Origin of the sequence: Corynebacterium ulceribovis DSM 45146, from assembly GCF_000372445.1 — a bacterium.
Taxonomy (GTDB): Bacteria; Actinomycetota; Actinomycetes; order Mycobacteriales; family Mycobacteriaceae; genus Corynebacterium; species Corynebacterium ulceribovis.
The window spans coordinates 413,833-438,975 of record NZ_AQUY01000001.1; the positions used below are offsets into that span (position 1 = coordinate 413,833).

At 58.3% G+C, this 25,143-nt stretch carries 16 protein-coding genes, 1 tRNA gene and 1 pseudogene; 11 read left to right on the forward strand and 7 right to left on the reverse strand.

Features of this window, described 5'->3' with window-relative positions; genetic code table 11:
* Positions 1 to 52: 52 nt before the first annotated feature.
* The 5 genes from A3EC_RS11045 (at position 53) to A3EC_RS11055 (ending at position 10,983) form a co-directional block, all read left to right on the forward strand.
* Positions 53 to 3,493, forward strand: a complete 3,441-nt coding sequence (locus A3EC_RS11045) for an ATP-dependent DNA helicase (protein ID WP_018023479.1) — start codon at positions 53 to 55, stop codon at positions 3,491 to 3,493.
* Positions 3,490 to 6,936 (forward strand): ATP-dependent helicase, encoded by a 3,447-nt coding sequence (locus A3EC_RS11050; protein WP_018023480.1) that lies wholly within the window; start codon positions 3,490 to 3,492, stop codon positions 6,934 to 6,936. Before A3EC_RS11045 ends, A3EC_RS11050 begins: the two co-directional genes overlap by 4 nt.
* 31 nt (positions 6,937 to 6,967) lie before the next feature.
* A complete protein-coding gene (locus tag A3EC_RS0101965; RefSeq protein WP_018023481.1) occupies positions 6,968 to 8,035 on the forward strand; it encodes a potassium channel family protein in 1,068 nt (355 codons plus the stop codon).
* A gap of 40 nt (positions 8,036 to 8,075) precedes the next feature.
* Positions 8,076 to 10,226 (forward strand): ATP-dependent DNA helicase UvrD2, encoded by a 2,151-nt coding sequence (locus tag A3EC_RS0101970; protein ID WP_018023482.1) that lies wholly within the window; start codon positions 8,076 to 8,078, stop codon positions 10,224 to 10,226.
* Positions 10,227 to 10,299: 73 nt separating this feature from the next.
* A complete protein-coding gene (locus tag A3EC_RS11055) occupies positions 10,300 to 10,983 on the forward strand; it encodes an SDR family oxidoreductase (RefSeq protein WP_051060999.1) in 684 nt (227 codons plus the stop codon).
* Here the strand turns inward: A3EC_RS11055 and A3EC_RS0101980 are convergent.
* The gene (locus tag A3EC_RS0101980) at positions 10,971 to 11,807 is read right to left on the reverse strand and encodes a TOMM precursor leader peptide-binding protein (protein WP_169331385.1); all 837 of its coding nucleotides are present in this window, start codon (positions 11,805 to 11,807) and stop codon (positions 10,971 to 10,973) included. The two genes, A3EC_RS11055 and A3EC_RS0101980, sit on opposite strands and share 13 nt — an antisense overlap.
* Positions 11,808 to 11,913: 106 nt before the next feature.
* On the opposite strand from A3EC_RS0101980, the gene A3EC_RS11060 reads away from it, so the two are divergent.
* Positions 11,914 to 12,462 carry a M48 metallopeptidase family protein gene (locus tag A3EC_RS11060; protein WP_018023485.1) on the forward strand — a complete coding sequence of 183 codons (549 nt, stop codon included), beginning with the start codon at positions 11,914 to 11,916 and terminating at the stop codon, positions 12,460 to 12,462.
* Between the two features lie 29 nt (positions 12,463 to 12,491).
* On the opposite strand, the gene A3EC_RS0101990 is transcribed toward A3EC_RS11060, so the two are convergent.
* Positions 12,492 to 13,943 (reverse strand): zinc-dependent metalloprotease, encoded by a 1,452-nt coding sequence (locus A3EC_RS0101990; RefSeq protein ID WP_018023486.1) that lies wholly within the window; start codon positions 13,941 to 13,943, stop codon positions 12,492 to 12,494.
* Positions 13,944 to 14,027: 84 nt separating this feature from the next.
* Between A3EC_RS0101990 and A3EC_RS0101995 the strand changes: the two genes are divergently transcribed.
* A complete protein-coding gene (locus A3EC_RS0101995; protein ID WP_018023487.1) occupies positions 14,028 to 15,089 on the forward strand; it encodes a YlbL family protein in 1,062 nt (353 codons plus the stop codon).
* A gap of 38 nt (positions 15,090 to 15,127) precedes the next feature.
* On the opposite strand, the gene A3EC_RS0102000 is transcribed toward A3EC_RS0101995, so the two are convergent.
* Positions 15,128 to 15,709, reverse strand: coding sequence for a PPA1309 family protein (locus tag A3EC_RS0102000; RefSeq protein ID WP_018023488.1), 582 nt, complete (start codon positions 15,707 to 15,709; stop codon positions 15,128 to 15,130).
* 124 nt (positions 15,710 to 15,833) lie between these two features.
* Between A3EC_RS0102000 and A3EC_RS0102005 the strand changes: the two genes are divergently transcribed.
* Positions 15,834 to 18,797 (forward strand): UPF0182 family protein, encoded by a 2,964-nt coding sequence (locus A3EC_RS0102005; RefSeq protein ID WP_051061000.1) that lies wholly within the window; start codon positions 15,834 to 15,836, stop codon positions 18,795 to 18,797.
* A gap of 199 nt (positions 18,798 to 18,996) precedes the next feature.
* Positions 18,997 to 19,070: transfer RNA gene (locus tag A3EC_RS0102010), tRNA-Met, on the forward strand.
* A 66-nt stretch (positions 19,071 to 19,136) separates the two neighbouring features.
* Here the strand turns inward: A3EC_RS0102010 and A3EC_RS0102015 are convergent.
* Complete coding sequence (locus tag A3EC_RS0102015) at positions 19,137 to 19,610, reverse strand: magnesium transporter (protein WP_018023490.1); 474 nt, start codon at positions 19,608 to 19,610, stop codon at positions 19,137 to 19,139.
* Positions 19,611 to 19,723: 113 nt separating this feature from the next.
* Here A3EC_RS0102015 and A3EC_RS0102020 point away from each other — a divergent pair, with 113 nt between their 5' ends.
* A complete protein-coding gene (locus tag A3EC_RS0102020; protein WP_018023491.1) occupies positions 19,724 to 20,116 on the forward strand; it encodes a cupin domain-containing protein in 393 nt (130 codons plus the stop codon).
* Here the strand turns inward: A3EC_RS0102020 and A3EC_RS0102025 are convergent.
* From A3EC_RS0102025 to ku, 3 genes are read right to left on the reverse strand one after another with little or no spacing between them, the layout of a single operon-like run.
* On the reverse strand, positions 20,088 to 20,900 hold the full coding sequence (locus A3EC_RS0102025) for a YwiC-like family protein (protein WP_026162095.1): 813 nt from the start codon (positions 20,898 to 20,900) through the stop codon (positions 20,088 to 20,090). The genes A3EC_RS0102020 and A3EC_RS0102025 overlap by 29 nt on opposite strands.
* Positions 20,901 to 20,909: 9 nt before the next feature.
* A complete protein-coding gene (locus A3EC_RS0102030) occupies positions 20,910 to 21,845 on the reverse strand; it encodes an NAD-dependent epimerase/dehydratase family protein (protein ID WP_018023493.1) in 936 nt (311 codons plus the stop codon).
* 11 nt (positions 21,846 to 21,856) lie between these two features.
* Complete coding sequence (gene ku, locus A3EC_RS0102035) at positions 21,857 to 22,654, reverse strand: non-homologous end joining protein Ku (RefSeq protein ID WP_026162096.1); 798 nt, start codon at positions 22,652 to 22,654, stop codon at positions 21,857 to 21,859.
* A gap of 30 nt (positions 22,655 to 22,684) precedes the next feature.
* On the opposite strand from ku, the pseudogene A3EC_RS11065 reads away from it, so the two are divergent.
* Positions 22,685 to 25,083: pseudogene (locus A3EC_RS11065) on the forward strand (ATP-dependent DNA ligase).
* Positions 25,084 to 25,143 lie beyond the last annotated feature (60 nt).

Consider the following 25,143-nt stretch of genomic DNA (forward strand, 5'->3'; position numbering starts at 1 on the left):
TATGTTCGACTGTGGTGGTGCTGCCGTCTGACCGCCATGGCACAATGTGGCTATGACTCTGACTGCCGCTGAAGAACTTGCCGCTTCACGCCAACGCCGACTGGAATCCCGATTGAGTCCGCCGGATGCACCGCGGATCAATCTTCGTTATCAGCTTCCGGAACTGCCGGAACGCTCCTGGGATGGTTTAGCTGCAGCACTTTTTCCCGGCAAACAATTAGCCGACTCCCGAGGGGTGTGGCGAGTGCTGGGTGGTCCCGGCACAGGCAAAACAGCGTTACTCATTGACCTCGCAGTTGCACATATTCAAGCTGGTGGCGCCCTTGATTCAGTGCAGTTTTTGGTGCATTCGAAGGAAACCGCGGCTGAAGTTCGGTCTGAACTCATGGCGCGGATTGCTCAGCTAGGCGAATCACAAGCAGTGGGCACGCAGCCACTGGTTCGTTCGGTGCACTCCTACGCATTCGGGCTGTTGGCGCGCGATAGCGTGTTGCGGGGCGGCGGAGAAAACGACATTGCCCTGATTACCGGCGCGGAACAGGATGCCGCTATTCGCGACTTGTTGCGGGGCCATTCTGAAGACGCAACCTTGTCCGCGCAGTGGCCGGAAGAATTACGTGGCGCATTGCCTTTGGTTGGTTTTGCCCGTGAAGTTCGGGATCTGCTGTTGCGTGTGGTGGAACGTGGTCTGACTGCCGATGATTTGGCTGATTTGGGCAATGAACATCACAAGCCACAGTGGGTAGCAGTCGCGAAATTCCTGCAGGAGTACGAGCAGGTCCAGGCACTCGCCGGTTCGATGAAACTGTCTGCATCCGAGCTGGTCTCCCGTGCCGTCGATGCACTTCGACGCAACGATGAACTACTACGCTCCGAGCGCGAGCGCATCCAGCTTTTGCTTATTGACGATGCGGAGCACCTCGATCCACGGTCGGCACAGATCGCACAGTTGTTGTCAGAAGGGGTACCGCGCACGATTGTCACCGGTGACCGAGACCAAGCGGTATTGCACTTCCGCGGCGCTGACGAAACCTATTTGAACAGCATCGGCGGGCAGACACTCGAGGAGAGTGAATCTGATACTGACGGCAGCCGCGACATTGTGCTGCGCCGATCCTTCCGGCTGCCAGAAGCGCTCGCTGATGTTGTGGCACGAGCAGCAAGCCCACTTCCGTTGGCACACGCAGAGCGAGCACCTCGCGGTATTGGGCAGGCAGATCCTGCGGTGGCAGAAGTACAGGTGTTTAACACCCATCGCGCACACTTTGCGGCAGTCGCTGATGTCCTGCGCCGTGCACACTTGGAAGACGACATTGCTTGGTCAGACATGGCCGTGTTGGTGCGGTCCATGGCTGATACCAAGAGCCTGCACCGAGCATTGCTGGCCTATGACGTGCCAGTGCACCTAGATCCGACCGATGTCGTGCTAGCTGAACAGCGCATTGTGGCAGCGCTGCTGCTTATCTGTGAACTCGTCGCAGACCTGAAAGACCACCGACCAATTCCAGAACACAAATGGGAACTGGTTCTGACCAGCCGATTCAGCAAAGCCGACCCAGTCATTATGCGTCGGCTCCGGCGGTCCCTTCGTCGATACGCATTGCGGTCAGGAAGCGACCTCACCGCTGATGACCTGCTGGTGGACCTGCTGACCGAGCCTGAGCTAAACCAAGAGCATGTCGAGATGCTTGAGGAACTTGGCCAACGTGAACAAGAAGCCCTTGAACATGCTCGACATATGATTCAGGCCGGCCTAGTGGCATTGCCAGATGGTGTTGAAGCCACATTGTGGGCAGTGTGGTCAGCAGCTGGTGTCGATGAAGAACTACGTACCGCCAGCCTGCGCGGTGGTGCCGATGGTGCACAAGCTGACCGCGGCCTAGATGCGATGATGACGCTTTTCGACGTCGCCGGGGACTTCGTGGAGGATCGGCCGCACGCTGGATTCCGCAGTTTCTTGCAGTTCATTCGGGAACAAGAACTGCCTACCGGAGCCCGAGACCGTCGCGGCGCAAAACCAGAAGCTGTCCACCTGATGTCAGCCCACTCTGCGCTCGGAAAGCAATGGCGCGTCGTCGTGGTCGCCGGTGTCCAAGAGGGCGCGTGGCCACAGCTGTCAGCTGGCGGCAGCCTGCTGGAACAACAAGAACTTGTCGACCTCATTGACCGCGGCATCACTCCGGACACCGTGACGTCGAAAGTGAAAGAGAACATGGCGGAGGAACGACGCCTGTTCCATGTAGCAGTGTCCCGAGCCACCGACCAACTGCTCATCACGGCGGTCGATACCGTTGACGGTGGCGGTGAGGATGCACCATCACGGTTCATCGAAAACCTCAATCTGCCAGTTGAACGAATCGGGGAAGACGGAACCCCAGTTGGTCTGCCAGACACCGAAGCCGCCGGCGACGTGCCAGCAACAGTGGTTGCCCCACGAGTGCTCGCAGAGACTGCGCTGGTCACCGAGCTGCGGCTTGCCGTCTGTGACCCAGACATGCCGCTGCGGCAACGTCAACAAGCAGCAATGCAACTGGCACGCCTAGCGGACGCTGGGGTGTACGGCGCCGACCCGGAACACTGGTGGGGCGCACAACCCGAATCAACTACCGAACCGTTGTGGGACGCAGATACTCGCCAAGTGCGGCTGAGCCCATCGAAGGTGGAATCACTCAAGAACTGCCCGCTGAAGTGGATGTTGCAAAGCGTGGCAACCCGTGAGGAAGCCACCGCCAATATGCTCCAAGGCCAGCTCTTTCACCTGCTTGCGGAATACCTCGAAAAAGGCGTGCCAACAGAAGTGCTGGAACAGGCATTGGTGGAAACGTTGCCGGAAATCTCCGACAACCCCGATTGGAAACGCGACACCGAAGCAGAAGAGTGGCTGGAGGCATGGCACAAATGGCTCCGAACTGCAGCGGCAGAAAAACGCGAACTCATTGGCGTCGAAGTCGAAGTCGACGTTGAACTCGGCACGACCCCGGATGCAGTTCCCGTCGTGTTGCACGGTGTCATTGACCGATTGACTAGGGAACGTGGCGACGGCACGCTCTTTGTCACCGACCTGAAAACCGGTAAAAGCGCGCCACCGACCAAGGGGCCAAAAATTGAAGAACACGCCCAGTTGTCGGCCTACCAAGTGGCGGCGGTACTTGGGGAAGTCTCTGAGAACCGGGATGGCGAACCAGTGCTGCGGTCGAAACCACAGCAAGAACGAGAGCAGATCTTCGCCGCTGCAACTGGGGACCCAGAATCGGAAAACCCACTGACCGCCGGTGCGGAGCTCGCGTATCCGCGATTGAACAAAACCACCGCCAAACGTACCCAGCACGCATTCACTGCTACGGAAGTAGCGAATTGGCGCGACGACATTGTGAGGTTGGCGGAACACACCCGCGGCCCACGCGTGATCGCCACCATTGGCAGCCACTGCGACCACTGCAACTTCAGAACCAGCTGCCCCGCCCAGCCCAACGGAAAGGCAACCACCCGATGAGCACTACCTCCGCCATCACTGTGCGCTTTACCCCGGAACAAATTGCCGAAGCAGCGGGCAAGCGGGACAAATCCGGCAAAGTTCTGTACCCAACAGCGCAGCAGTCCGCAGTTATTTCTGCGCCTGCTGGCCCTATGCTGGTCGTTGCAGGTGCCGGCGCCGGTAAAACTGAAACGATGGCCAACCGAGTTGTGTGGCTAGTAGCTAACGGTTTCGCCAAACCAGAAGAAGTTCTCGGTATTACCTTCACCCGAAAAGCTGCCCAAGAATTGGGGCTGCGTATTCGGCAACGCCTCAGTGCCCTGGCCCAAAGCCGACTGATCCAAGACCTGCCAAAAGATGACCCACTGCGGAAAAACCTGGCGGTCATTGCGCCAAAAGCCGCCACGTACGACGCCTACGCTGGTGAAATTTTGCGGCAATACGGGCTGCTGCTGCCCATTGAAACCGGCGCCACGATTTTGGCGGATACTGACCGGTGGATGTTGGCCTATGACCTAGTGCGTGACTGGCCAACCGATATTCCCCATGCTGGCCAACTGAACTCGGTGGTCGGTGACGTCATCAAGCTCTCCGATGAAATCGACGCCGCGCTGGTGACCACCGACGACGTCCGCGAAGAATCCAACAGTTTTGTGGAGAACATCACCGGCCTGGAATTCAACAAAGACGGGGTACACAGCAAGCTGCGGCCTTGCGTCAACTGCCACGAAAAGCGGATGGCCTACCTTGACATTGTTGATGCACTGAACGAGGAGTTGGCGAAGAACAATTACCTGACGTTCAGCAAACAAATGGCTGCCGCGGCCCGACTGGCGCAGCACAGCCCACTCGTGGGTGCGCAGGAACGTGGCCGGTTCAAAGTCATCATGATGGACGAATACCAGGACACGTCCACCGCCCAGCGCATTTTGCTCCGCAGCCTCTACGGCGACGGCCAAGGCCAAACCACCGACGAGAACTCGTCGCAACCGCTGACCGTCACTGCAGTGGGCGACCCCATGCAAGCGATTTACGGGTGGCGCGGTGCCACTGCAGAGAACCTGGAGTTTTTCCGCCAAGATTTCCCGCTTGGTGACGGAAACAGTGCACCGAAAATGGAACTGACCACCTCATGGCGTAACCCACCGGAAGTGCTCGAACTGGCGAACATCATCTCTGACGCCGCATTTGAACGCGCCGCTGCCACCCGCTCGGTTTCCGCGCTGGAACCGCGACCTGGATTTGCTGCCGCCGACGGTGTGAAAATGGCGATGTTTGACTACAGCCAAGGTGATAATGGGGAAATAGCTTGGATTGCTGACCAAATGGCAGCTGAGTACTTTGCTCACCAGGAAGAACAAGCAGAGGCGGAGCGTCCGAAACCATTTACCGGTGCGGTTCTGATTCGCAAGAACGCGCAAGTCGCGCCGATCGCCGAAGCCCTGATTACCCGAGGCATTCCTGTGGAAGTCGGGCTGTCTGGCTTGCTGGATATCCCTGAAATCATTGATGTGCTTGCGGTGCTGAAAGTACTGACGAATCCAGCCAGCGACGCCGATATGATGCGGATCCTTACCGGTGCGCGGTGGCGGCTGGGCCTGAAAGACATCAACGCGCTGCGCACCCGTGCCCGCCAACTGACGAAAGCAGCCGCGAATGCGGACGCGAAAGCCGAGGACACTACTTCGGCGCCAAGCCTGGCAGCAGAAACCAGCGATTCGGCAGATCTATCCGTCGATAAGCAATTTGAACAGGGCCTGGAAAAAATCACGATAACCGGGGAAGCGGAGGCATCGCTCGCTGATGCAGTCGCCGACCCAGGGGAGCCAGAGCAGTACAGCGAAGCGGGGTGGCAGCGGATTTCGGAGCTGTCGGCTGAACTGCGGCACCTGCGGCGGTACTCGCTGGCGAAAGCATTGCCGGAGCTGGTGTCCGATATCGAACGTGTACTGGGCATTCGGGTGGAAGCCGGTGCTCGAGAGACCGCGCAGACCCTGATTTCCGCAGGCACCTCGCACCTGGATGAATTCCAGAAAGTGGTGGAGGAGTTGGCGGCGCGCGGTCACGCGACGGTGTCGAAGCTGTTGGCGTACCTGGAACTGGCTCGGGAGCACGCCGACGGGTTGGACGCTGGTGAAACGGTGGTCAAAGGGGACCGGGTGCAGATCATGACAGTGCACCGGTCGAAAGGGCTGGAATGGGACGTGGTGGCGGTACCGCACGTATGTGACTCGGTATACCCGTCATCCGACACCAGTAAAGTCGGCGGGAAGCTCGACTTTTGGCCATCGCAGGCGCAGGTGGTGCCGGCAGGGCTGCGAGAAGAACAGCCAGATATTGAACTCGATGAGTGTGTCACTCAAGGTGATGCGGTCAAGATGGTTGAGGCGCACCGGGACGACATGTGGGACCGAACGTCGCAGGAGTCCGACCGGCTGCTGTACGTCGCGCTGACTCGGTCCGCGAAAAAGCTGTACATTTCGGCGACGCACTACTTGGCGGATACGCAAACAGTGCGCAAAGAAGCGGGTTTGTTGGCGATTGCGCATGCGCATTATCACCAGGATGAAGCCCGCCGTGACCAGGTCATTGTTCGTTGGGATGCGCAGCCGGAAGAGTACGATGCCACCCGCACCGCAGCAGCACCGGCAGTTTTTCCGACCGACCCGCTAGGTGAGCGTCGCGCAGATGTTGACACCGGCGCGGACTTGGTGCGCCAAGCAATGGCAGGTCAGCTGTCTGTCGGGACGGACGGAGAGTTGGCCGGGTTGTGGCAGCGCGACGTCACTGCGCTTATCGACGAACATCAGCGGGCGAAAACCACGGCAGTTGTGGTCGATTTGCCTTCGTCGTTGACCACCTCGGATGTTGTGGCGATGCAAAAGGACCGCAAGCAGTTTGCTCGCCGGCTGCGCCGACCAGTGCCGTTTGAGCCGAATCGGTTTGCTCGACGAGGAACCGCTTTCCACAATGAGCTGGAGAAGCGGTTTGGTGCGGCCAGCCTGCTGGACCCAGATATGCTGCCGGGTGCTAACGACGCTGACTTGACGGATGCGACGTTGGCGCAGCTCATGGCGAGATTTGATGCTTCTGTGTGGGGGAACCGTGTGCCGAAGCATGTGGAGCAGGCCTTTTCGATTGTGATCGGCGGCCGGACGCTGGAAGGCCGGATCGATGCGATTTTCCAGATTGATGGCCAGTGGTGGGTTGTGGACTGGAAAACTGGTCGGCAGCCAACCGGCCGGGACTTGCACGATGCATCATTCCAGTTGGCGGTGTACCGGATTGCGTGGGCGCGGCAGCTGCAGGCGCAGGGCTATGATGTTCAGCCGGAGAATGTGCGTGCTGCTTTCCACTATGTGGTGGAGAACAAAACTGTTGAACCCGACGATTTGGCCGGGGAAGTAGAGTTAGCACAGTATCTGGCCGCAACCGATGCGGCTGACAATGCCAACTCCTAAATCCATCCCAAATGGAAGGTGACTTCGTAGCATGCGTGATGTGCCAGAAAGCAGGCTCAATGAGGGAGCACGCCTTGACCGGCTTCCGGGGCACTCGCTGCTTGATGTCATCCGGATTCCGGAGCCAATCACGGCAGGGCCCGGCTGGCTGATTCTGCGGCGCATGTTCTACGTGCAGCTGCTGATCCTCATTTCCGCCATCGTCGTGTATACCGACAAAGACGGCTACACCGAGCCGCTGACTTTCGTTGACGCGGCGTACTATTCGGCGGTGTCGCTGTCGACTACCGGCTACGGTGACATCACTCCGGTCACACAGCATGCGCGTATCATGAACTTGCTGATTATCACGCCGCTGCGTGTGGTCTTCCTGGTTCTCCTGGTCGGTACCACCCTGTCCGTGCTGACTAAAGAATCCCGCCAATCAATCCGTATTCAACGTTGGAGGAAACGCGTGCGCAATCACACCGTCGTCATTGGTTACGGCACCAAGGGACGTTCCGCCGTCGACGCTTTGCTTGCCGACGGTGTGGACCCAGCTCAGATTGTGGTCATCGACACCGACAAACGCGTGCTGGATCTAGCGGCGTCGCGGGGTGTCGTCTCCGTGCAAGGCTCCGCCACAAAATCTGATGTGCTGCGTCTAGCAGGTATCCAACGTGCCCGCGCCGTTGTGGTCGCCCCGAACCTTGATGACACCGCAGTGTTGGTGACCTTGTCGGTGCGTGAACTAGCGCCTGGTGCCACCATTGTTGCTTCGGTGCGTGAGTCGGAAAACCAGCACCTGCTGCACCAGTCCGGCGCCGACCAAGTGGTCATTTCCTCCGAAACCGCAGGCCGCTTGCTTGGGCTGGCCACAGTCACCCCATCGGTTGTGGAGATGATGGAAGACATGCTGTCGCCGGATGAAGGTTTCTCCATCGCGCAGCGGCCAGTGCGCGAAGACGAAGTCGGCGCGAATCCCCGCCACCTCGCTGACATTGTCCTCGGCGTGGTCCGCTCCGGTGAGCTGTATCGCATCGACGCAGTAGAAGCAGAGTCGGTCGAACCGGGCGATAGCCTGCTGTATGTCCGCCGCGTCACCAAGTACGACACCTAAAAGTTTGTCACCGAGAAGTTTGTCGAATTCGCAGAATTCAATGCCCTTTCAACGACCTGATTACCTCCCACCCCTTAAACACGCTGGCACCATCCAGAACAAAGCCCACTCTCTGGACCTCGCAGACCTGGACCCAGAGCAGCGGGCAGCGGCAACCGCACCGCGTGGCCCCGTCTGTATTTTGGCTGGTGCTGGCACCGGTAAAACCCGAACTATCACCCACCGCATCAACTGGATGATCGACCAAGGGATCGCCAGCCAGCAACGCATTTTGGCGGTCACCTTCACCAGCCGCGCCGCCGGTGAAATGCGCGACCGGCTGCACAAAATGGGCTCGCCCGGTGTGCAAACCCGCACTTTCCACTCCGCGGCGCTGCGGCAACTGAAATATTTCTGGCCACAAGTAGCTGGGGACCTGCCATGGCAGCTGCTGGATAACCGATTCGGTATGGTCGCGCGCGCTGCCCGTAACGTCGGCGCCAATAGTGCAAAAGACGCCGTCCGAGACTTCCTTGGTGAAATTGAATGGGCCAAGGCATCACTGGTGACCCCGGAGTACTACCCGAAGGCAATTGAGAAGGCAGGTCGCACCGCGCCGGTAGACCCAGAAACTGTTGCCATGGTCTACCGCGCCTACGAGACGGCGAAAAACACTCCGGACGGGATGTTCCTGGACTTTGATGACCTGCTGCTGCACACCGCCGGTGCGATGGAAAATTCGTTGGCGGTGGCTGAGGAGTTCCGGGAGCAGTACCAAAGCTTCGTGGTCGACGAGTACCAGGACGTCACGCCGCTGCAGCAACGAGTCCTCGACGCGTGGCTGGGGGAGCGGGATAATATCACCGTCGTTGGCGATGCGAACCAGACTATTTACTCTTTCACTGGCGCCACGCCTGAGTATTTGCTGCAGTTCAAGAAGAAGTACCCGCAGGCCACGCTGGTGCGACTAGAGCGCGACTATCGCTCCACCCCGCAGGTTGTGCACCTTGCCAACAGCGTGATCGGGAAAGCCACCGGTCGGATTGCCGGCACTCGCTTGGAGCTGATTGGCCAGCGCCCAGATGGCCCAGCGCCAATCTTCACCAACTATGACGACGAAACCCAGGAAGCTGCGATGACTGCCCGCAGCATCCAACGGCTCATCGAATCGGGCACCCGACCAGCAGAAATCGCGATTTTGTATCGCATTAACGCCCAGTCCGCCGCTTTCGAACAGGCCCTGACTGACGCGAAAATTCCATATCAAGTCCGTGGCGGGGAAGGCTTCTACAACCGCGCTGAGATCCGCCAGGCTATCGGTGAGCTGATGCGGGTGGCGAAACGCCCGGATCTGCCGCAGGAGGCGGTCGGCGCGGAGCTACACCGGATAGTGCGGGCGGCATTGGCTCCGCTGGGGCTCACCGCGAAGGAACCGGATGGTGCACAGGCCCGGGAACGCTGGCAGTCGCTGAATGCGCTGGCGGAACTATCCGAGGAACTAGGCACACAGATGCCGGGCCTGAACCTGTCCGGTTTGCTGATGGAGCTGCGCCGTCGCAGCGAAGCGAAACAGCCACCACAGTTCGACGGTGTGACCCTGGCTAGTTTGCATGCCGCCAAGGGCCTGGAGTGGGATGCGGTGTTTTTGGTGGGGCTTACTGACGGAAACCTGCCGATTCAGCATGCTTTGAAGAAAGGTGATGATTCCGAGGCCGTCGAAGAGGAGCGTCGCTTGCTCTACGTCGGAGTTACCCGCGCACGTGAACACCTTGAATTGTCGTGGGCGGCGGCGCGGCAGCCCGGCGGCCGGAAGACCCGAAACCGGTCCCGTTTCCTCGATGGCATCGCACCAGATGAAAGCGCCGCGGTAACCGTCACTAAGCAATCGAATCGGCGCCGGGGACGCTGCGACCTGTGCGACTCGGATCTGGAGACTATGGCGGAGCGGATTGTGGGGCGCTGCGCGGACTGCCCATCGTCGGCGGACCCGGAATTGGTTGCTGCGCTGCAGAAATGGCGGCTGGCGGAGTCGCGGGCGATTCAGAAACCGGCGTTTGTGGTGTTCTCGGATGCGGTGCTCACCGCCATTGCGGAGGCGAAACCGGCGGATGAAGCGGCGCTGTTGCAAGTGCCGGGGATTGGGCCGGCGAAGTCGGAGAAATATGGTGCGCAGATTTTGGCGTTAGTGGAGGAATTCACCGAAGGCGGGTAGACACGGGGGTATGGGAACTTCACATGCTGGGGCGTTGGACCCAGCAAATCGGATTTCGGAAGTCGATGCGGTTATGCAGTTCGCGGAGAATGTCATTCCTTCCGAAGAGGGCGACGGCCGCAATATTCTGCTCATCGGCGGGCACGGCAAGGTTGCACTCCTCGCCCAACCACTGCTTGTTGACGCAGGTCACCATGTGTTTTCGGTGATTCGCAACCCAGACCACGTTGACGATGTGGAACAAACCGGGGCTGTGCCAGTTGTAGCCGACGTCGAAGAATTGGGCGCGGAAGCCCTCGCTGACTTGATGGAAGGCATTGATACCGTCATTTGGTCGGCTGGGGCTGGGGGAGGCTCGGAAGAACGCACCTATGCAGTTGATGAAGAAGCAGCGATCCGGTCGATGGACGCGGCGCAGGCAGTAGGTGTGCGCAACTATATTATGGTCAGCTACTGGGGTGCGCGGAAAGACCACGACGTGCCCGAAGACAATAGTTTTGTGCACTACGCCAACGCGAAGGCAACCGCCGATGCGTACCTGCGCAGCACCGACCTGGACTGGGTGATTTTGAAGCCGGGGACGTTGACAATGGAACCCGCAGGTAAGGCGTATTTTGGCGATGACACTGAGCCGATCCCGGAAGGGACGCCGCGAACCACATCACGCGAGCTGGTGGCCCAGGTCATTCGCGATACCGTCAATAACTTGCCGGAAGGCACCAGGCGCGACGTCGCTTTTTTGGATTACCCTTCGTAACACACTGGGCACAGCGCATGCCGAAACACTGGCGTGTGCTGCATGCTGAGCGCAACGGGGTCGCAACTGACCTCAACCGTCGAGCGCTGCAACAGTGGTGACTGACCGGCAGCAGGCGCACACTGCGCCACCACCAGCGCTATAGCCATATCAACTGCTGGGCCTGCCGCCGGGGTCGGCAAACCCGCAAGCTGCAGCCGCAACAGTGGCCACTGCGGGTCCACACCTGTGCGGGCGGTATCCAAACAGGTCAAGCACGCAGTTTTTCCGGGTTGTACCACTGGTCCCAGCACGGCGTGTCCATCACGAATTCCCACCGGCAGGTGGGTGAGTTGCCGCAGATGCAGTACATGTTGCAGCTTTCCGTCTGGCCACAGTTGCCCAGCGATAATGACAACACCAACGTCGGCGGGGTCGGCGCTGAGCAACCAGTCGGTGGTGCGCCGCACAATAGCTCGGCGCTGCACCCGCTGCCCGGCTGCCTGCAGTCGGCTAGCTATGTGCACCGCGAACCCACCGGCACCGAGAACCGTGAACCGGCGAGGCTTCGTTCCAGCGGCGTGAACTAGGACGCCTGCGGCCGCGAGTTCATCAATGAGGTCCTGTGCGTCGGTGCTGCTGATGCCATGCGCCTGTAATGATGCCAACAAGGACTGGTCACTGGTGTTCGTCAGTGCTTCCAGCACGGCTCGCGGCGGCGCAGTTGTGGTGTGGTTATTAGTGGACACGGTTGCCGCTTCGGCGCGCGGTAGTCGGACAATGCGTGCGGTGCGTGGATCCGCCCCGAACTGCAGTTCGCCGGTTGGCCGGATTAGTGCAGGCAAATGTGGCGAAAGCACGAGATTGTTGCGCTCTGACCAACCCCATTGGTGAGCATTTGTATCAATTTCCCCCATACCAACTATTGCAGCACAAGTAGACTTGGTAAGCATGACGACAAATCTTCCCGACTACGGGCCGGACATTGTGGTGCGGCGCTCTAAGCGTCGTACCCGCACGGTGACCGCCCGCTATGAGGGCAGTCGCATTCTGGTGATGGCTCCCGCTGGCCTTGACCCGAAAACGGAACATGACATGGTCATGGAGCTGGTAGATAAGGTCAAAGCGAAAACTGCGAACTCTTATCTAGATAATGGGGCGCTGCGTCGGCGCGCGGAAGAGCTGAACCAGAAGGTGCTCGGCGGCCGAGCGAAATTCAAACAGATTTCCTGGGTGCGGAATATGACGCGGCGATGGGGGAGCTGCTCTACGGACAAGGGCACCATTCGGATTTCGCATCGGTTGGCGGAGGTACCCACCTATGTGCTTGATGACGTTATTGTGCACGAACTGGTGCATACCTTCATCCCGCACCATGGCCCGGAGTTTTGGGAGTGGGCGAGCCTAGCGCCGCGGCATGAGAATGCGCGCGGCTACCTTGAGGCTTTTGCCCGCTGGGGCCCATTCGGTCACGAAAACCCCAGCGCTGAGGTGGATTAGGCCGCAGCTGAGCAGGCCTAGCTTGAGGACTAGCTTTCGTCGTCCTTAGAGCGGCCCTTTGGGAACTCGCGGTTGTCGCCTTCGCGTGCTTCCTTTTCCAGCTGCTTCTGTAGCTCCGCAATTGGGTCGAAGTCGTCGTCGACACTGCCGCCGAGCACCGAATCGATGAAAGCAGCAGAGTTATCGAGATCCGCAGCCACAGGAATGAAGTCTGGGTGGTCCCAGACCTGGTCGCGTCGCTGCTGACCAACTGCATCATCCAGTCGGCGCCAGAGATCGACAGCGTCGGCCACGCGCGGCGACCCAAGTTGCACGCCGACGACCTTTTCGAAAGCTTCTTCGGCGCTGCCGCCGGTTGCGCGTCGGCGCACCCACGACTCATGAATAGCCTGGGCTTTTGGCAGGCGTTCGCGCAGCGCATCCATCACCACGACATCAACCCAGCCTTCTACCAGTGCTAGCAGTGTTTGCAAGCGTTCCTTGGCATGCACATTCGCAGAGTGGATCTGCGGCGACATGTCCATGTTCTGCAGCTGCTCCATTGCTTCTTGCAGCTGCGCTGGATCTTCCATCGACTCCAGGTTCAGTGCCCGAGTAGCTTCCTCCATAGCGGAGTAGTCAATGGACAGACCTGCAGCGTATTCCTCCACGGAGGAAATCAGTCGTTCCGCCAGCCATGGAATGTGGGCAAACAGTCGCTGATGCGCTGCTTCTCGGGCTGCCAGGTACATGATGAGTTCCTGCGCGGGCACTTCCAGCTGCTTAGCTAGGTCGTTAATCCGGCTTGGCAGGACAGCGGCTGCGCCGGTGTTCGCCAGCGGCAATCCGAAATCGGAGCTGGTGACCGCGTCCTTTGCTAGCGAACCGAGGGCGTGGCCAATCTGCATGCCGAAGTTCATCGCGGACATGCTGTTCATCATGTCCAGCATTGGACCCATCTGGGCGCGCGCTTCCTCCGGCAGCTGCTCCAAGGAGGCTTCATTCATCCGTTCGGCGACCGGCACCACGAAACGCTTCCACGTCGGCAAGGTGTTGTCGAGCCACATGGAGCTGTTCCATGATTCGACTCGGTTCGCACCAACCGGCAGGACCGTAGCATCGTCGAGCCACAGTTCCGTGAGACGAATCGCATCGCCGACGGCACGATCGGTGTTGTCTGAGACTTTCTCTGGTCGGCCAATCTGCTGCCGTGCAATGCGCTCGGTGAGAGCGAAGTTCACTGGGCTGCCAGGCTCTGGGTTGTTCATTGATGCACCGAATCCGGATAGCATCTGCCCGAATTGGCTCAGAATGTCTCCGAGCCCGCCAGCACCACCAGCGCCCGGTCCACCGGCACCTGCTCCGCCTGGGCCAGGGCCCATGCCGAAGAGCGGGCCGAAGCCAAATGCGGCAAACGGGTCGTTATTGTCCCGATTGTTGTCGTCGCGGTCGTCATCGCGACCACCATTTCCGCCTTGGAAACCAAATCCACCACTACTCATGGCCTCTACCTTACGGATCGTTTCTGGGTAGTTGCTATGAACAAGTGCACGCTGATAGCGAACAAGTCCGGTAGGGTCTATCGCGTGTACCGTCCGAATCGCCGTCTCGCCACTCTTATTGTCGGAATCGTTCCCCTGGTAGTTTTCGCGGGGTTACTGAATGTTGAAACGCTTCCTGGCACCGATATCGACATGACTGTGCCGTATGTGGCTGAAGGCCCTGGCCCAACCATCGACACCCTGAGTGATTTCAACGGCAAAGAGGTCATTGAAATCAGTGGCGCGGAGGTCGATAACACTAGCGGTCAGCTCAACATGACGACGGTGTCGATTTGGTCGAACCTGACGCTGGGCAAAGCCATGCGCAAATGGCTAGATCGCGATAGCCGCCTAGTCCCTACCGAGACCGTTTTCCCGCAGGACGTATCCAAGGAAGAGATCGCGGAGAAAAACGCCACCGCGTTTACTACTTCTGAGTTCAATGCGACTGCCGCAGCACTGCACTACCTCAAACACCCATTGGATGTTGAGATTGTGGAAGTGACCGATAAGTCCCCAGCCCAAAATGTGTTGCAGCTGCATGACGTGGTGCGCCAGGTAGGGGAGAAGAAGGTTGCGACACCCCAGGAGGTGGTTGAGGCAGTTGGCGCCCATTCACCAGGTGACGACATTGAGGTCCAAGTGCTTCGTGACGGAAAGGAACAAACTCACAAAATTACTTTGGCTGAGTTCCCTGACGATCCGAAGCGACCATACTTGGGCGTTGTCTTAGGCCCGAAGCCAGCAAATGACCTGAAAGTGGAGTACACGCTCCAAGATATTGGTGGCCCGTCGGCTGGTCTGATTTTCTCGCTTGCTGTCGTCGACAAGCTCTCTCCTGGGGAACTTACTAACGGCAAGTTTGTCGCCGGTACCGGAACTATTGACCCGGCCGGAAACGTGGGGCCTATTGGCGGGGTGAGCCACAAAATTTCGGCAGCGCGGGCGGCTGGGGCGGAAGTTTTTCTGGTGCCTGCCCTGAACTGTACCGAAGCCCGCGGCGCCGATGCTGGCGATATGACCTTGGTGAAGGTGGACACCCTAGGCGGGGCGATCGATGCGCTGAAAGACGACCAGTCGCTGGCTGCGGCGCCAAGCTGCCAGTAACAGCCTGGTGCCTAGCGGGCTATGCAGGTTAGTTGTGCCTAGTCTTCCGGCATCTCGTCGGGGTTGAAAGTCGCCATGAGAGCGGAGATGACGCTGGCTGCAAGTTCAGCGCCGCCGGCTTCTTCAATGCCGCCGCGCAACTGAATATCGTCCTGGGCAAACGGACCTGCTGCTTCGAGTTCTGCCTCCGTTGGCTGGACCTGCAGGAACGTCGCGGTCGGGCCGTCGTCAATGACGCCGGTAATCAGCCGGGCGGTACGGGTCGAGCTTGAGGTAGCAGCGCTGTCGGCAGTATCTGCAATCTGAATCTCTTGGACCAACACCGCACCGACTACCCCCTGTGGCCAACTGGTGCGCGTAAGGAAATCGCCTAGTTCTGGGGTGGCGGCCTCGATGCCCTCCGGCAGCTCCTCTTGACTGATGACCGTCAGCGGGGCGGAGTCGTCAATACCTCCGAATTCGTCGGAAATATCGGCCAGCAGCTCCGTTGGAACCAGCGCGAACAGGGCAGGGCGCGCACCCCACCCATTGGCGTGGACAAATTCCACCGCTTCCCAGACCGCGCGGTTCAGGCTGCGCTGGTCACGGTACCTACTTGCTGCAAACCCAGATGAAGTCACAGTCGGTTCCTTTCTTAAGCAATTTCTCCGTAGAGTGGGGGCATCACCGTTGTAAATCAAACTACATAAGGAGACTTCGTTGACCTTGACGGCTGACGCTCCGCAACGACCAAGCGGTCGCACCATGCGATGGGGCAGCGCGCTAGTTACTCTCGGCTTCCTCATCTTTCTGGCCGGACCGGTCCTAGTCAACCTCATCATTGACTGGAAATGGTTCGGAGAAGTGGACTTCCGGGGGGTGTTCACAAAAGTCCTGCTGACGCGCACCATCCTCTTCATCATTATTGGCGCTGTTGCTGCGCTGATGACTTTCCTTGCAGGTTGGTTAGCGTGGCGTACCCGCCCCGATGAATTCGACACTGTCGACATTAATCGGATAAATGATCCAGCAGCGCAGTACCGCCGTGCCATGAACAAGGGCTACCGGCAAGTACTGATTTCCGTGCCGCTGGTGGCATTCTTCCTGGCTGGCATCGCCGGGCAAAGCAACTGGCAGTCGATTCTGCTGTTCCTGAACGGCGAAAGCTTCGGCGAATCTGACCCACAGTTCGGCTTGGACTACGGATTCTACGCATTCCAACTGCCGGTGCTGAGGATGATCGTCGGCATGCTGCTGCTGTTTACCGTGGTCGCCTTCATCTTCGGTCTGGTAACGCACTACCTGCTCGGTGGTATCCAAACCGGTGATCCTCGAACGCAGCGTAAAGCTAGCCTGACGAAGGCAGCGCGGGTCCAGCTAATTTCCTGGGCCGCATTGTTCTTCCTGCTCAAGGCAGTGTCCTACTGGCTGGACCGGTATGACCTGCTGGGCACTCGTCACCAGACCTTCACTGGTGGTTCCTACACAGACATCAACGCGTTGCTGCCAGCGAAGATTGCGCTGATGGTGATTGCGGTGCTGGTGGCTATTGCTTTCCTGGCGGCAATTTGGCTGAAGGACCTCCGTGTGCCGACCATTGCGACAGTGGCGATGCTGCTGTCCATCGGTGTGATTGGCATGGCGTGGCCAGCTGGTGTGGAGCAATTCAGCGTGCGGCCAAACCGCGCGGAGAAGGAACGCGAGTACATCGAACGCAACATTCACGCGACCCGCTACTTCTATGGCATTGATGACGACAAGGTCACCATTGAACGTGACTGGGGTGCCAATACTGGTGATGCGGATAAGGCTGCGAAGGAAGTTGCTGATGACGCCGCAACGATTTCGAATGTGCGTCTGCTAGACCCAGACATCATTTCGCAGACCTTCACTCAGCAGCAGCAGCTGCGGAACTTCTTCGGATTCCCGGAGCAGCTGTCGATGGACCGCTATGAGGTCAACGGTGAGGTACGTGACTTTGTGGTTGCGGCCCGTGAAATTGACCCGAATGCGTTGTCCGGTAACCAGCAGGACTGGATTAACCGCCACACCGTGTACACCCACGGCAATGGTTTCGTGGCAGCCCCTGCCAATAAGGTCGACGAAGTTGCTGTCGATGTCGGTTCGTCCCGTGGTGGCTACCCGGTGTATTCCGTGCTGGACCTGCAGTCGAAGCAGTCCGGCAAGGTCAATGGTGAACTGAAGGACATTAAGGTTGACCAGCCTCGTATTTACTACGGTCCGGTGATTGCGAACTCCAACGCGGACTACGCAATTGTCGGTGCCACCGATACGAACACCCCAGTGGAGTATGACACTGACGGTTCGGAGTACACCTACACCGGTAAGGGTGGTGTGGGCATTGGCAACATCATGGATAAGTCGCTGTTTGCTCTGAAGTACGGCGAAGTGAACTTGCTGCTGTCGGACCGTATTGGCAACGAGTCGAAGATTATCTTCGACCGTGACCCACGGAACCGTGTGCAGAAGGTGGCGCCGTGGTTGACGTTGGATTCGAAGACCTACCCGACAGTGGTTGATGGCCGGATTAAGTGGGTTGTTGACGGTTACACCACCCTGCGGGATATGCCATATGCACAGCGCACTTCACTGCAGGACACCATTGAGGACTCGCTGAACCCAGATGGCACGCAGGCCCAGCTGCCGACTAATGAAGTTAGCTACATCCGTAACTCTGTGAAGGCGACAGTGGATGCCTATGACGGCACCGTTGAGTTGTTTGCTTTCGATGAGCAGGACCCTGTGCTCAAGGCCTGGCAGAAGGTGTACCCAGATGCGGTGAAGCCGAAGTCGGAGATTTCTGGTGAGCTGCAAAAGCACCTGCGTTACCCAGAGGACCTGTTCAAGGTGCAGCGTGAGTTGATGTCGCGCTACCACGTGTCGGACCCAGGTGTGTTCTTCACCAACGATGCGTTCTGGTCGGTGCCAAAGGACCCAACTGCAGCGGAAGGCTTGAATGACAAGAACCAGCCGCCGTACTACGTCATGGCTGCAGACCCGAAGACCGGCAAGCCATCATTCCAGCTGATTACGTCTTTCCGTGGTCTGAACCGTGAGTTCCTGTCGGCGCACATGTCGGTGTCGTCGGACCCAGATAACTACGGCCAGATTACGGTGCGTGCGCTGCCGACTAACACCCAAACGCTTGGCCCTAAGCAGGCGCAGGACACCATGATGTCCTCGGACCAGATTGCCCGCGACCAGTCGCTGTGGTCGGGTTCGAACCAGTTGAAGTACGGGAACTTGTTGACGTTGCCGGTCGGAGACGGAAAGATTTTGTACGCGGAACCGCTGTTTAGCCAGCGCAAGGACCAGAAGTCTGCATTCCCGAAGCTGCTGCGTGTGTTGGTGAGCTACGACGGCAAGGTTGGCTACGCGCCAACAATCGCTGAGGCGCTGCAGCAGGTGGGTATTGACCCAGCTGCCACCACCGGCGCGGCATCTGAAGAAGATGCTGCTGCGGAGGGTGAGAAGCCGAAGGATGACAAGGCTAAGGCAGATGAGGCGAAGGATGCTGCTAAGCCGGAAGCGGAGCAGCCGAAGAAGGATGTCTCCCAGGCCGACCGCGACGCTGCCGTAAAGAAGATTGATGGTGCTTTGAAGAAGTTCAAGGACGCACAAGACGGTGGTAGCTATGCGGACCAAGGTTCGGCCTTGGACGAGCTGGACAAGGCCGTCAAGGAATACCAGGACCTGGAAAACAAGTAGTGTGCTGAGGTGATTCGTTTGCTGACCCTGGTGAAAAACTGGCTGTGACCAGCTGAGTTGACTACCAGGGTGGGTAAGCGGCTAAGGTTATCTCTCGTTGGCACGGAGATAATCTCCGAAAGCTAGCAAACTCTTGTTCATCTTGAGTTCACTGATTTGCAATGTAAGTTGGTGAGCGTTATGGTGTACAGGTACCCGTCGCGGGGTGGAGCAGCTCGGTAGCTCGCTGGGCTCATAACCCAGAGGTCGTAGGTTCGAATCCTGCCCCCGCTACTAAGAGAAACCCTCCAGACATTGTGTCTGGAGGGTTTCGTCGTTCGACGCCGCTAGCTCCGGCCGCTAGCTAACGAGCAAGTGGCCGAGGAAGATCATTGCCAATCCGAAGTAGATCAGCACCCCGGTGATATCCATAATCGAGGTGATGAGGGGCGAGCTCAGTGTTGCTGGGTCCGCCCCAATTTTCTTTGCAAGGAATGGCAATAGTGCGCCGATGAGTGCGCCGAGAACTGTGCAAATCATCATGCTCAGGCCCACGACGATCAGCACACGAACACCCGTCTCCGTGCTGTCGGAGAATAGTGCAGAGTGTTTTGTCATTGATGCTAAGGCCACTTCCAGCACCGATACCGTCACCGCGATTGCGACACCGACGGGTAATTCTCGGGCAATGACGGCACCAATTTCGCGCCATGTCACTCGGACTTGGCCGAGAGCCATGGCCCGCAGCACCAGGGTTGCGGACTGACTGCCAGCGTTTCCGCCCATGTCGATAATTGGTGGAATGAATGCCGCCAGAATAATGACCTGCGCCAAAATGTCTTCCTGGGACCGCTACTGGAGTTAAGCAACACCCAGCTGAATTTATACTTCTATGCCAACTCGGCTGACAGGGTGGCTGAAAGCAGAAATACCAGCACAATGGAGGTATGAGCATCGAACATCCGCACCCAGCCCCACACCCAAAACAGTCCTACAATTCCGCCGGTGACGGCTGGACTTACCTCACTGAACTGAACGCCCCGAACTCGACACCAGAGGGCGAAGGCCGACCAGTTCCCGAGGTACGCCTCCAAGAAAAACTCGACCACGCCACCGTTATCCGACTGTCCTTCCGCAACGGCGATTTGATGGATGACCACCACGCACCGGCCCCAATTCTGGTCTTGGCACAGTCCGGCACCATCAAATTCACCGCCGGCGGGAAGACGATGGAGATTAAGCCAGGCACCGCAGTGCATGTCGATGCCGGCAACGTGCATTCATTGCTTGCTGACGAAGGTCCGGCGGTTGTCACCCTAGTGGTGTTAACAGCGCAGTAACTGCCACCAACGCAGTAAAGACACCTTCGAACATCCCGACAGTTTGCGGGCTCCAGCGCATGTTATTGCGTGCCGCGTACCACGGCATGCCCCACGCCCGAACCAGAAGCACCGCAAAAGTTGGGATGGTCAGCCAATGTGCCAGGCCCCAAAACGTCAATAAGCACACTAGGACGAGGGCCGCGGCGTGGAACGCAACTGAGCCGGTGACCCACGCCTTGCTGCCGCGTTCCCGGATGAGGGTTTTGACGTAGGGGAGCGTGCCGACGAAAAAGGCCGCGAGCACCGCGGTCGTGGCCCACCCTGTGCTGGTCAGCGGCTCGGAGGCGGACACAATCGTGGGCAGAATCAGGTTTGCGGCGAGCACCGTGGATAGGCCGGAGAGCAGAGAACGAGGTCGGCGGCGCCACGTCTCGTACACGGCGATGGCAATCAGCGGGGCGTAAAGCGGCAGCCAGCGCAGCAGCGTCCAGTCAGCAAACAGTGTGCCGATGCCGAGAACTGCAGTGATAGCGCCGTATGTGGCCACCGGCGGTAGGTGCTTGCGGCGAAATCGCGCACGCATCCACACGCTGGCGGCGAAGAAAAAGAAGTAGCCGAACCACCACGTCAAAGCCAGTAGCGCGCCGGTCCACGACGGCGCTAAGGTCAGCGCAACAATCGGTGGGACGATGACCATCGCCCACGCGCCATGCTGGTTGGATACCCAGCCGGGAAGCCGCCGCTTTGGGCGCCGCTGTGACTGTTGAGTTGGCTTTTGCTGTGACCGTTGCTTTGTGGGCATAAGCCGAGTCTAGGACTGCGGGGTGGATGCAGTCACTAGCTCTGTGATGCCTTTCTCAAATGAGGTGACCTGAAAGTCTGGGAACCGCTGCTCGAATTTTCGGCTGACGAAAATGTTGTCTTGGCGGTAGCGGGGAAGTAGCTCCCACAATTCCGCGAGCTGCGGGTTCAAGCGTTTGGCGATGGCAAAAACGAATCGCGGCACGGTGACATACCTTGCCTTGCGGCCCAGTGCGGCGGTCGCGACTTGGGCCATTTGCCGGTACGGCAGCCGTGTTGGGTCCACCGGCAGGTGCCATGTCTGGTTGAACGCGTCTGGGGTATTGCCAATGAGTGCGGTGGCGCGGCCTGCATCTGGCGTCCAGATAAGACTGCGACGAGCAGCACTATTTACCGGCACAAATGCAATCTTGCTGTCGCGAATGCGGTGAAAGAACAGCGAATTACTGATGCTCTGAGTTTTGTCAGGGCCGTAAAATTCTGGAGCCCGGCAAATGACAACGTCTAGGTCATCGCCTTCCATTTCGGCCAAAATCATGCGAGTTAATTCTGTCCGCACTTTCCCCTTCCGGCCGTTGGGGGCAAAGAGCGTGTTTTCCATTTGTGGCGTTGCCGTGCCTGGATACATATAGGTGTTATCGAAATACACCAGCTTCGCGTGGTGCTTTTTGCACGCAGAAATGACATTGCGCAGCATGGTCGGAAAGCGCTGTTCCCACAGCTGCGAATTCATGGGAAGACCAACCGCAAAATAGACGATCTCACTGCCTTCAATAGCGCGGTCGGCTTGCTCGGGAATGAGCAGATCTGCGGAGACGAGTTCGTCGGTGTCATTGACTTGTGACGGGGTGCGGCTCACCATGCGAATGTCGGTCGTGAAATGTTTATGCAGTTCTTTGGCGATTTCTTGCGCAATCTGACCGTTTGCGCCTAAAACTGTGTGCATCGCTTCGTCGCCTATGCTTTCTTCTTTCGGTCCAATGATGCTTTCAGTGCCGACATCAAATCGACAACGTTGTCATCATCAGCGGCTTCCTCTTCGGACTCCTTGCCAAACGTGGCGTCCGTATCTACTGATTCACCAGCCTCCAGCTTGGCGTCAATAAGTTTGCGGAGTTCAACTTGATAGTCATCGGTGAAATCTTCTGGGGTGAAGTCGGATTCAAACTGCTTCACCAAAGCAGCTGCCAATTCCAGTTCTTTATCGCCAATTTTCGCCCGCGATTTGGTGCCTTTAAAATCCACCGTGCGCAGTTCATCTGCCCACAATAGTCCCTGCAGCACGAGGACTTTGCCGTGTACCCGCAGCGCGCCGAGCCGAGTTTTGTGGCGCATTGAAAAAGTGACAATCGCCATGCGGTCAGAATCTTCCAATGTTTGCCGCAGCAGCAGATAAGATTTCGGCGACTTACCTTCCGGCTCGAGGTAATAGCTGCGCTCAAACATCATCGGGTCTACCTGGTCGGCGGGCACAAACTGCACCACTTCAATTTCGCTGTCCTCAGAAGCCGGGAAGGAATCCAACTCCTCATTGCTGAGGACTACCGTCTTTTCGCCAGCCTCATACGCCTTGTCAATGTGCTTGTAGTCGACTTTTTCGCCGCACACCTCGCAATGGCGTTCATACCGAATTCGGCCGCCGTCTTTGTCGTGGACTTGATGCAGCGACACATCGTGGTCGGTGGTTGCGCTATACGCCTTCACCGGCACATTGACTAGACCAAAAGTGATAGCACCGCTCCAAACAGCTCGCATACTATCGACTGTATAGAGGAAGGACATGTCATGCCGCGGAGTCGGAAAGAATTCCAAGTCGACGGACATAAGCTTTCAATCAGCAATCTAGACAAGGTGTTTTACCCGGAAACCGGCACAACGAAAGCCGACGTCATTGACTACTACCTGCGCGTCGCGGATGTCCTCATTCCGCAGGTTTCCAGACGGCCAGTCACCAGAAAACGCTGGGTCAACGGGGTCGGAACAGTAGCGGAGCCTGGGCAGGTGTTCTTCACCAAAAATTTGGAAGACGGCGCGCCAGAATGGATCCCGACCGAGCAGATTAACCACTAATCTGGCACTAATACCTACCCGCTAATCGACGGACCTGGAGTACTGGCTTGGTTTGGTCAAATGGCAGCCTTGGAGCTGCATACACCGCAATGGCGCTTTGATTCTGCAGGGCATATCGGAAACCCCGACCGTTTAGTACTGGACCTCGACCCGGGCGAAGGTGTCGGACTGATCGAATGTGCGGAAGTAGCTAGCTGGTGCCGCGAGATTCTCAGTGGCATGGGGATGCCAACCATTCCGGTGACGTCTGGCTCTAAAGGCATCCATCTCTATGCCGCTCTCGACGGCACCCATAGCTCCGATGACGTCACCAAGGTTGCACATGAACTAGCCAAAGCCCTAGAACAGGAACACCCAAAACAAGTGGTGTCCGTCATGAAGAAGTCAGAACGACAGGGCAAAGTCTTTATTGACTGGAGCCAGAACAATGGCGCCAAAACCACCGTCGCACCGTATTCTTTGCGCGGGCGAACCCACCCGACCGTGGCAGCTCCACGCAGCTGGGATGAACTCTCCGACAAGTCCGTACACCAGTTGGATTACCGCGAAGTTCTCGAACGGCTAGCAGACGGGTGAATCCCATCGCACCGCTCGCGGAAGACCGCCTATCCAGATATCGGTCGATGCGGAACCCACAAAAAACTTCCGAGCCGATTCCGGAAGCAGGGGCAGAATCAACGTCAATAAGCACAAATAATGCCGACGGTGACCACCTGCCCAGCTTTGTGATTCAAGAACACCATGCTCGCCGCCTGCACTGGGACTTTCGACTAGAGCACAACGGGGTGCTGGTGAGCTGGGCGGTGCCGAAAGGGCCACCGCTGGACCCGTCAGAAAATCGGCTCGCGGTGCCCACAGAAGACCATCCGCTTGAATACGGCACCTTTGCCGGAACCATCCCGAAAGGGCAATACGGCGCTGGGGACGTCAAGATTTGGGATTCGGGCATCTATGAGCTGGAGAAATGGCGCGACGGCAAGGAAATCATTGCCGTACTCCATGGGCAACCCGACGGCGGACTAGGTGGGGTGCCGCGGCGATATGCGCTCATCCATACGAAAGGAATGGGCGCCGATGACAACTGGCTGCTGAAATATATGAAGGAACAACCGGAGGCTACCCAGCAGACCACGCACCAGCCCGCGCAGCGGGAAACAAAGCTGCAACTATCCGACCTACCTGCACCAATGCTGGCAACCATCGGCACAACAGCGGAAATCCGTCGCAGCGAGCACAGCGGTGAAAAGTGGGCGTTTGAAATGAAATGGGATGGCTACCGGCTGCTCGCAGGCGTAACGCCGACCGACGTTGTGCTGGCGAGTCGAAATGGGCTGGACTACACCGGTAAATTCCCGCAACTAGCGAGCCTGCCGGAACTGGTGGACACCACTGTGATTGTCGACGGTGAAATCGTTGCACTTGATGACGGCGGCCGACCAGACTTTAGCCTGCTGCAAGCGGTGCTGAAAGGTAGGGCAGAAGCGCCGCTGAAGTATCTAGTGTTCGACATTCTTCGGGTCGGTGACCGCGGGCTGCAGAACACCGCCTACCAGCAACGACGGGAAATACTTGCGGAGACCATGCGTGAAAACGACGCCGTAGCTATTCCACCGGCGCACACTGGGGCGCTGGCCGACGCTATTGAAACGAGTAAGCAGCTGGGGCTGGAAGGCGTAGTAGCTAAGCGCATCGACGCGAAGTATCTGTCCGGCGAACGCGGCAATGCTTGGCGGAAACTGAAAACGCAGCGCCACCAAGAAGTTGTTGTTATTGGGGCGCATTGTGGGCAAGGTAGCCGAGCAGGGGGCATCGGTTCGTTGGTGTTGGCTGTGCCGGACCAGGATGGTGCTTTGCAGTACGCGGGGCGGGTTGGTACCGGGTTTAGCGCGCAGCAGCTGGAGGATATTGAAGCCACGTTGCGTCCGTTGCGTCGAAAAACACCGCCGGTGCCAGATATTCCAGCGGCGGAGCAGCGCGATGTGTGGTGGGTGACTCCGAAGTTGGTGGCGGAAGTCGCTCTGGCTAGCCGCACCCGTGACAATCGAGTTCGTCAGGCGGTGTGGCGTGGTTGGCGCGACGACAAGACCCCCGATGACGTGCGATGGGAGCTATAACGTGCGATCAATTCGCAAACCGGGGTTATCCAGGTAGTTTGATATGTTCAGCGAAGGTGG

Excerpts from the sequence above, each read along its gene's own strand:
- A3EC_RS11045 (WP_018023479.1), top strand. The coding sequence starts at position 53 with ATGACTCTGACTGCCGCTGAAGAACTTGCCGCTTCACGCCAACGCCGA.
- A3EC_RS11050 (WP_018023480.1), top strand. The coding sequence starts at position 3,490 with ATGAGCACTACCTCCGCCATCACTGTGCGCTTTACCCCGGAACAAATT.
- A3EC_RS0101965 (WP_018023481.1), top strand. The coding sequence starts at position 6,968 with ATGCGTGATGTGCCAGAAAGCAGGCTCAATGAGGGAGCACGCCTTGAC.
- A3EC_RS0101970 (WP_018023482.1), top strand. The coding sequence starts at position 8,076 with ATGCCCTTTCAACGACCTGATTACCTCCCACCCCTTAAACACGCTGGC.
- A3EC_RS11055 (WP_051060999.1), top strand. The coding sequence starts at position 10,300 with ATGCAGTTCGCGGAGAATGTCATTCCTTCCGAAGAGGGCGACGGCCGC.
- A3EC_RS11060 (WP_018023485.1), top strand. The coding sequence starts at position 11,914 with ATGACGACAAATCTTCCCGACTACGGGCCGGACATTGTGGTGCGGCGC.
- A3EC_RS0101990 (WP_018023486.1), bottom strand. The coding sequence starts at position 13,943 with ATGAGTAGTGGTGGATTTGGTTTCCAAGGCGGAAATGGTGGTCGCGAT.
- A3EC_RS0102005 (WP_051061000.1), top strand. The coding sequence starts at position 15,834 with ATGCGATGGGGCAGCGCGCTAGTTACTCTCGGCTTCCTCATCTTTCTG.
- A3EC_RS0102020 (WP_018023491.1), top strand. The coding sequence starts at position 19,724 with ATGAGCATCGAACATCCGCACCCAGCCCCACACCCAAAACAGTCCTAC.
- A3EC_RS0102025 (WP_026162095.1), bottom strand. The coding sequence starts at position 20,900 with ATGCCCACAAAGCAACGGTCACAGCAAAAGCCAACTCAACAGTCACAG.
- A3EC_RS0102030 (WP_018023493.1), bottom strand. The coding sequence starts at position 21,845 with ATGCACACAGTTTTAGGCGCAAACGGTCAGATTGCGCAAGAAATCGCC.
- ku (WP_026162096.1), bottom strand. The coding sequence starts at position 22,654 with ATGCGAGCTGTTTGGAGCGGTGCTATCACTTTTGGTCTAGTCAATGTG.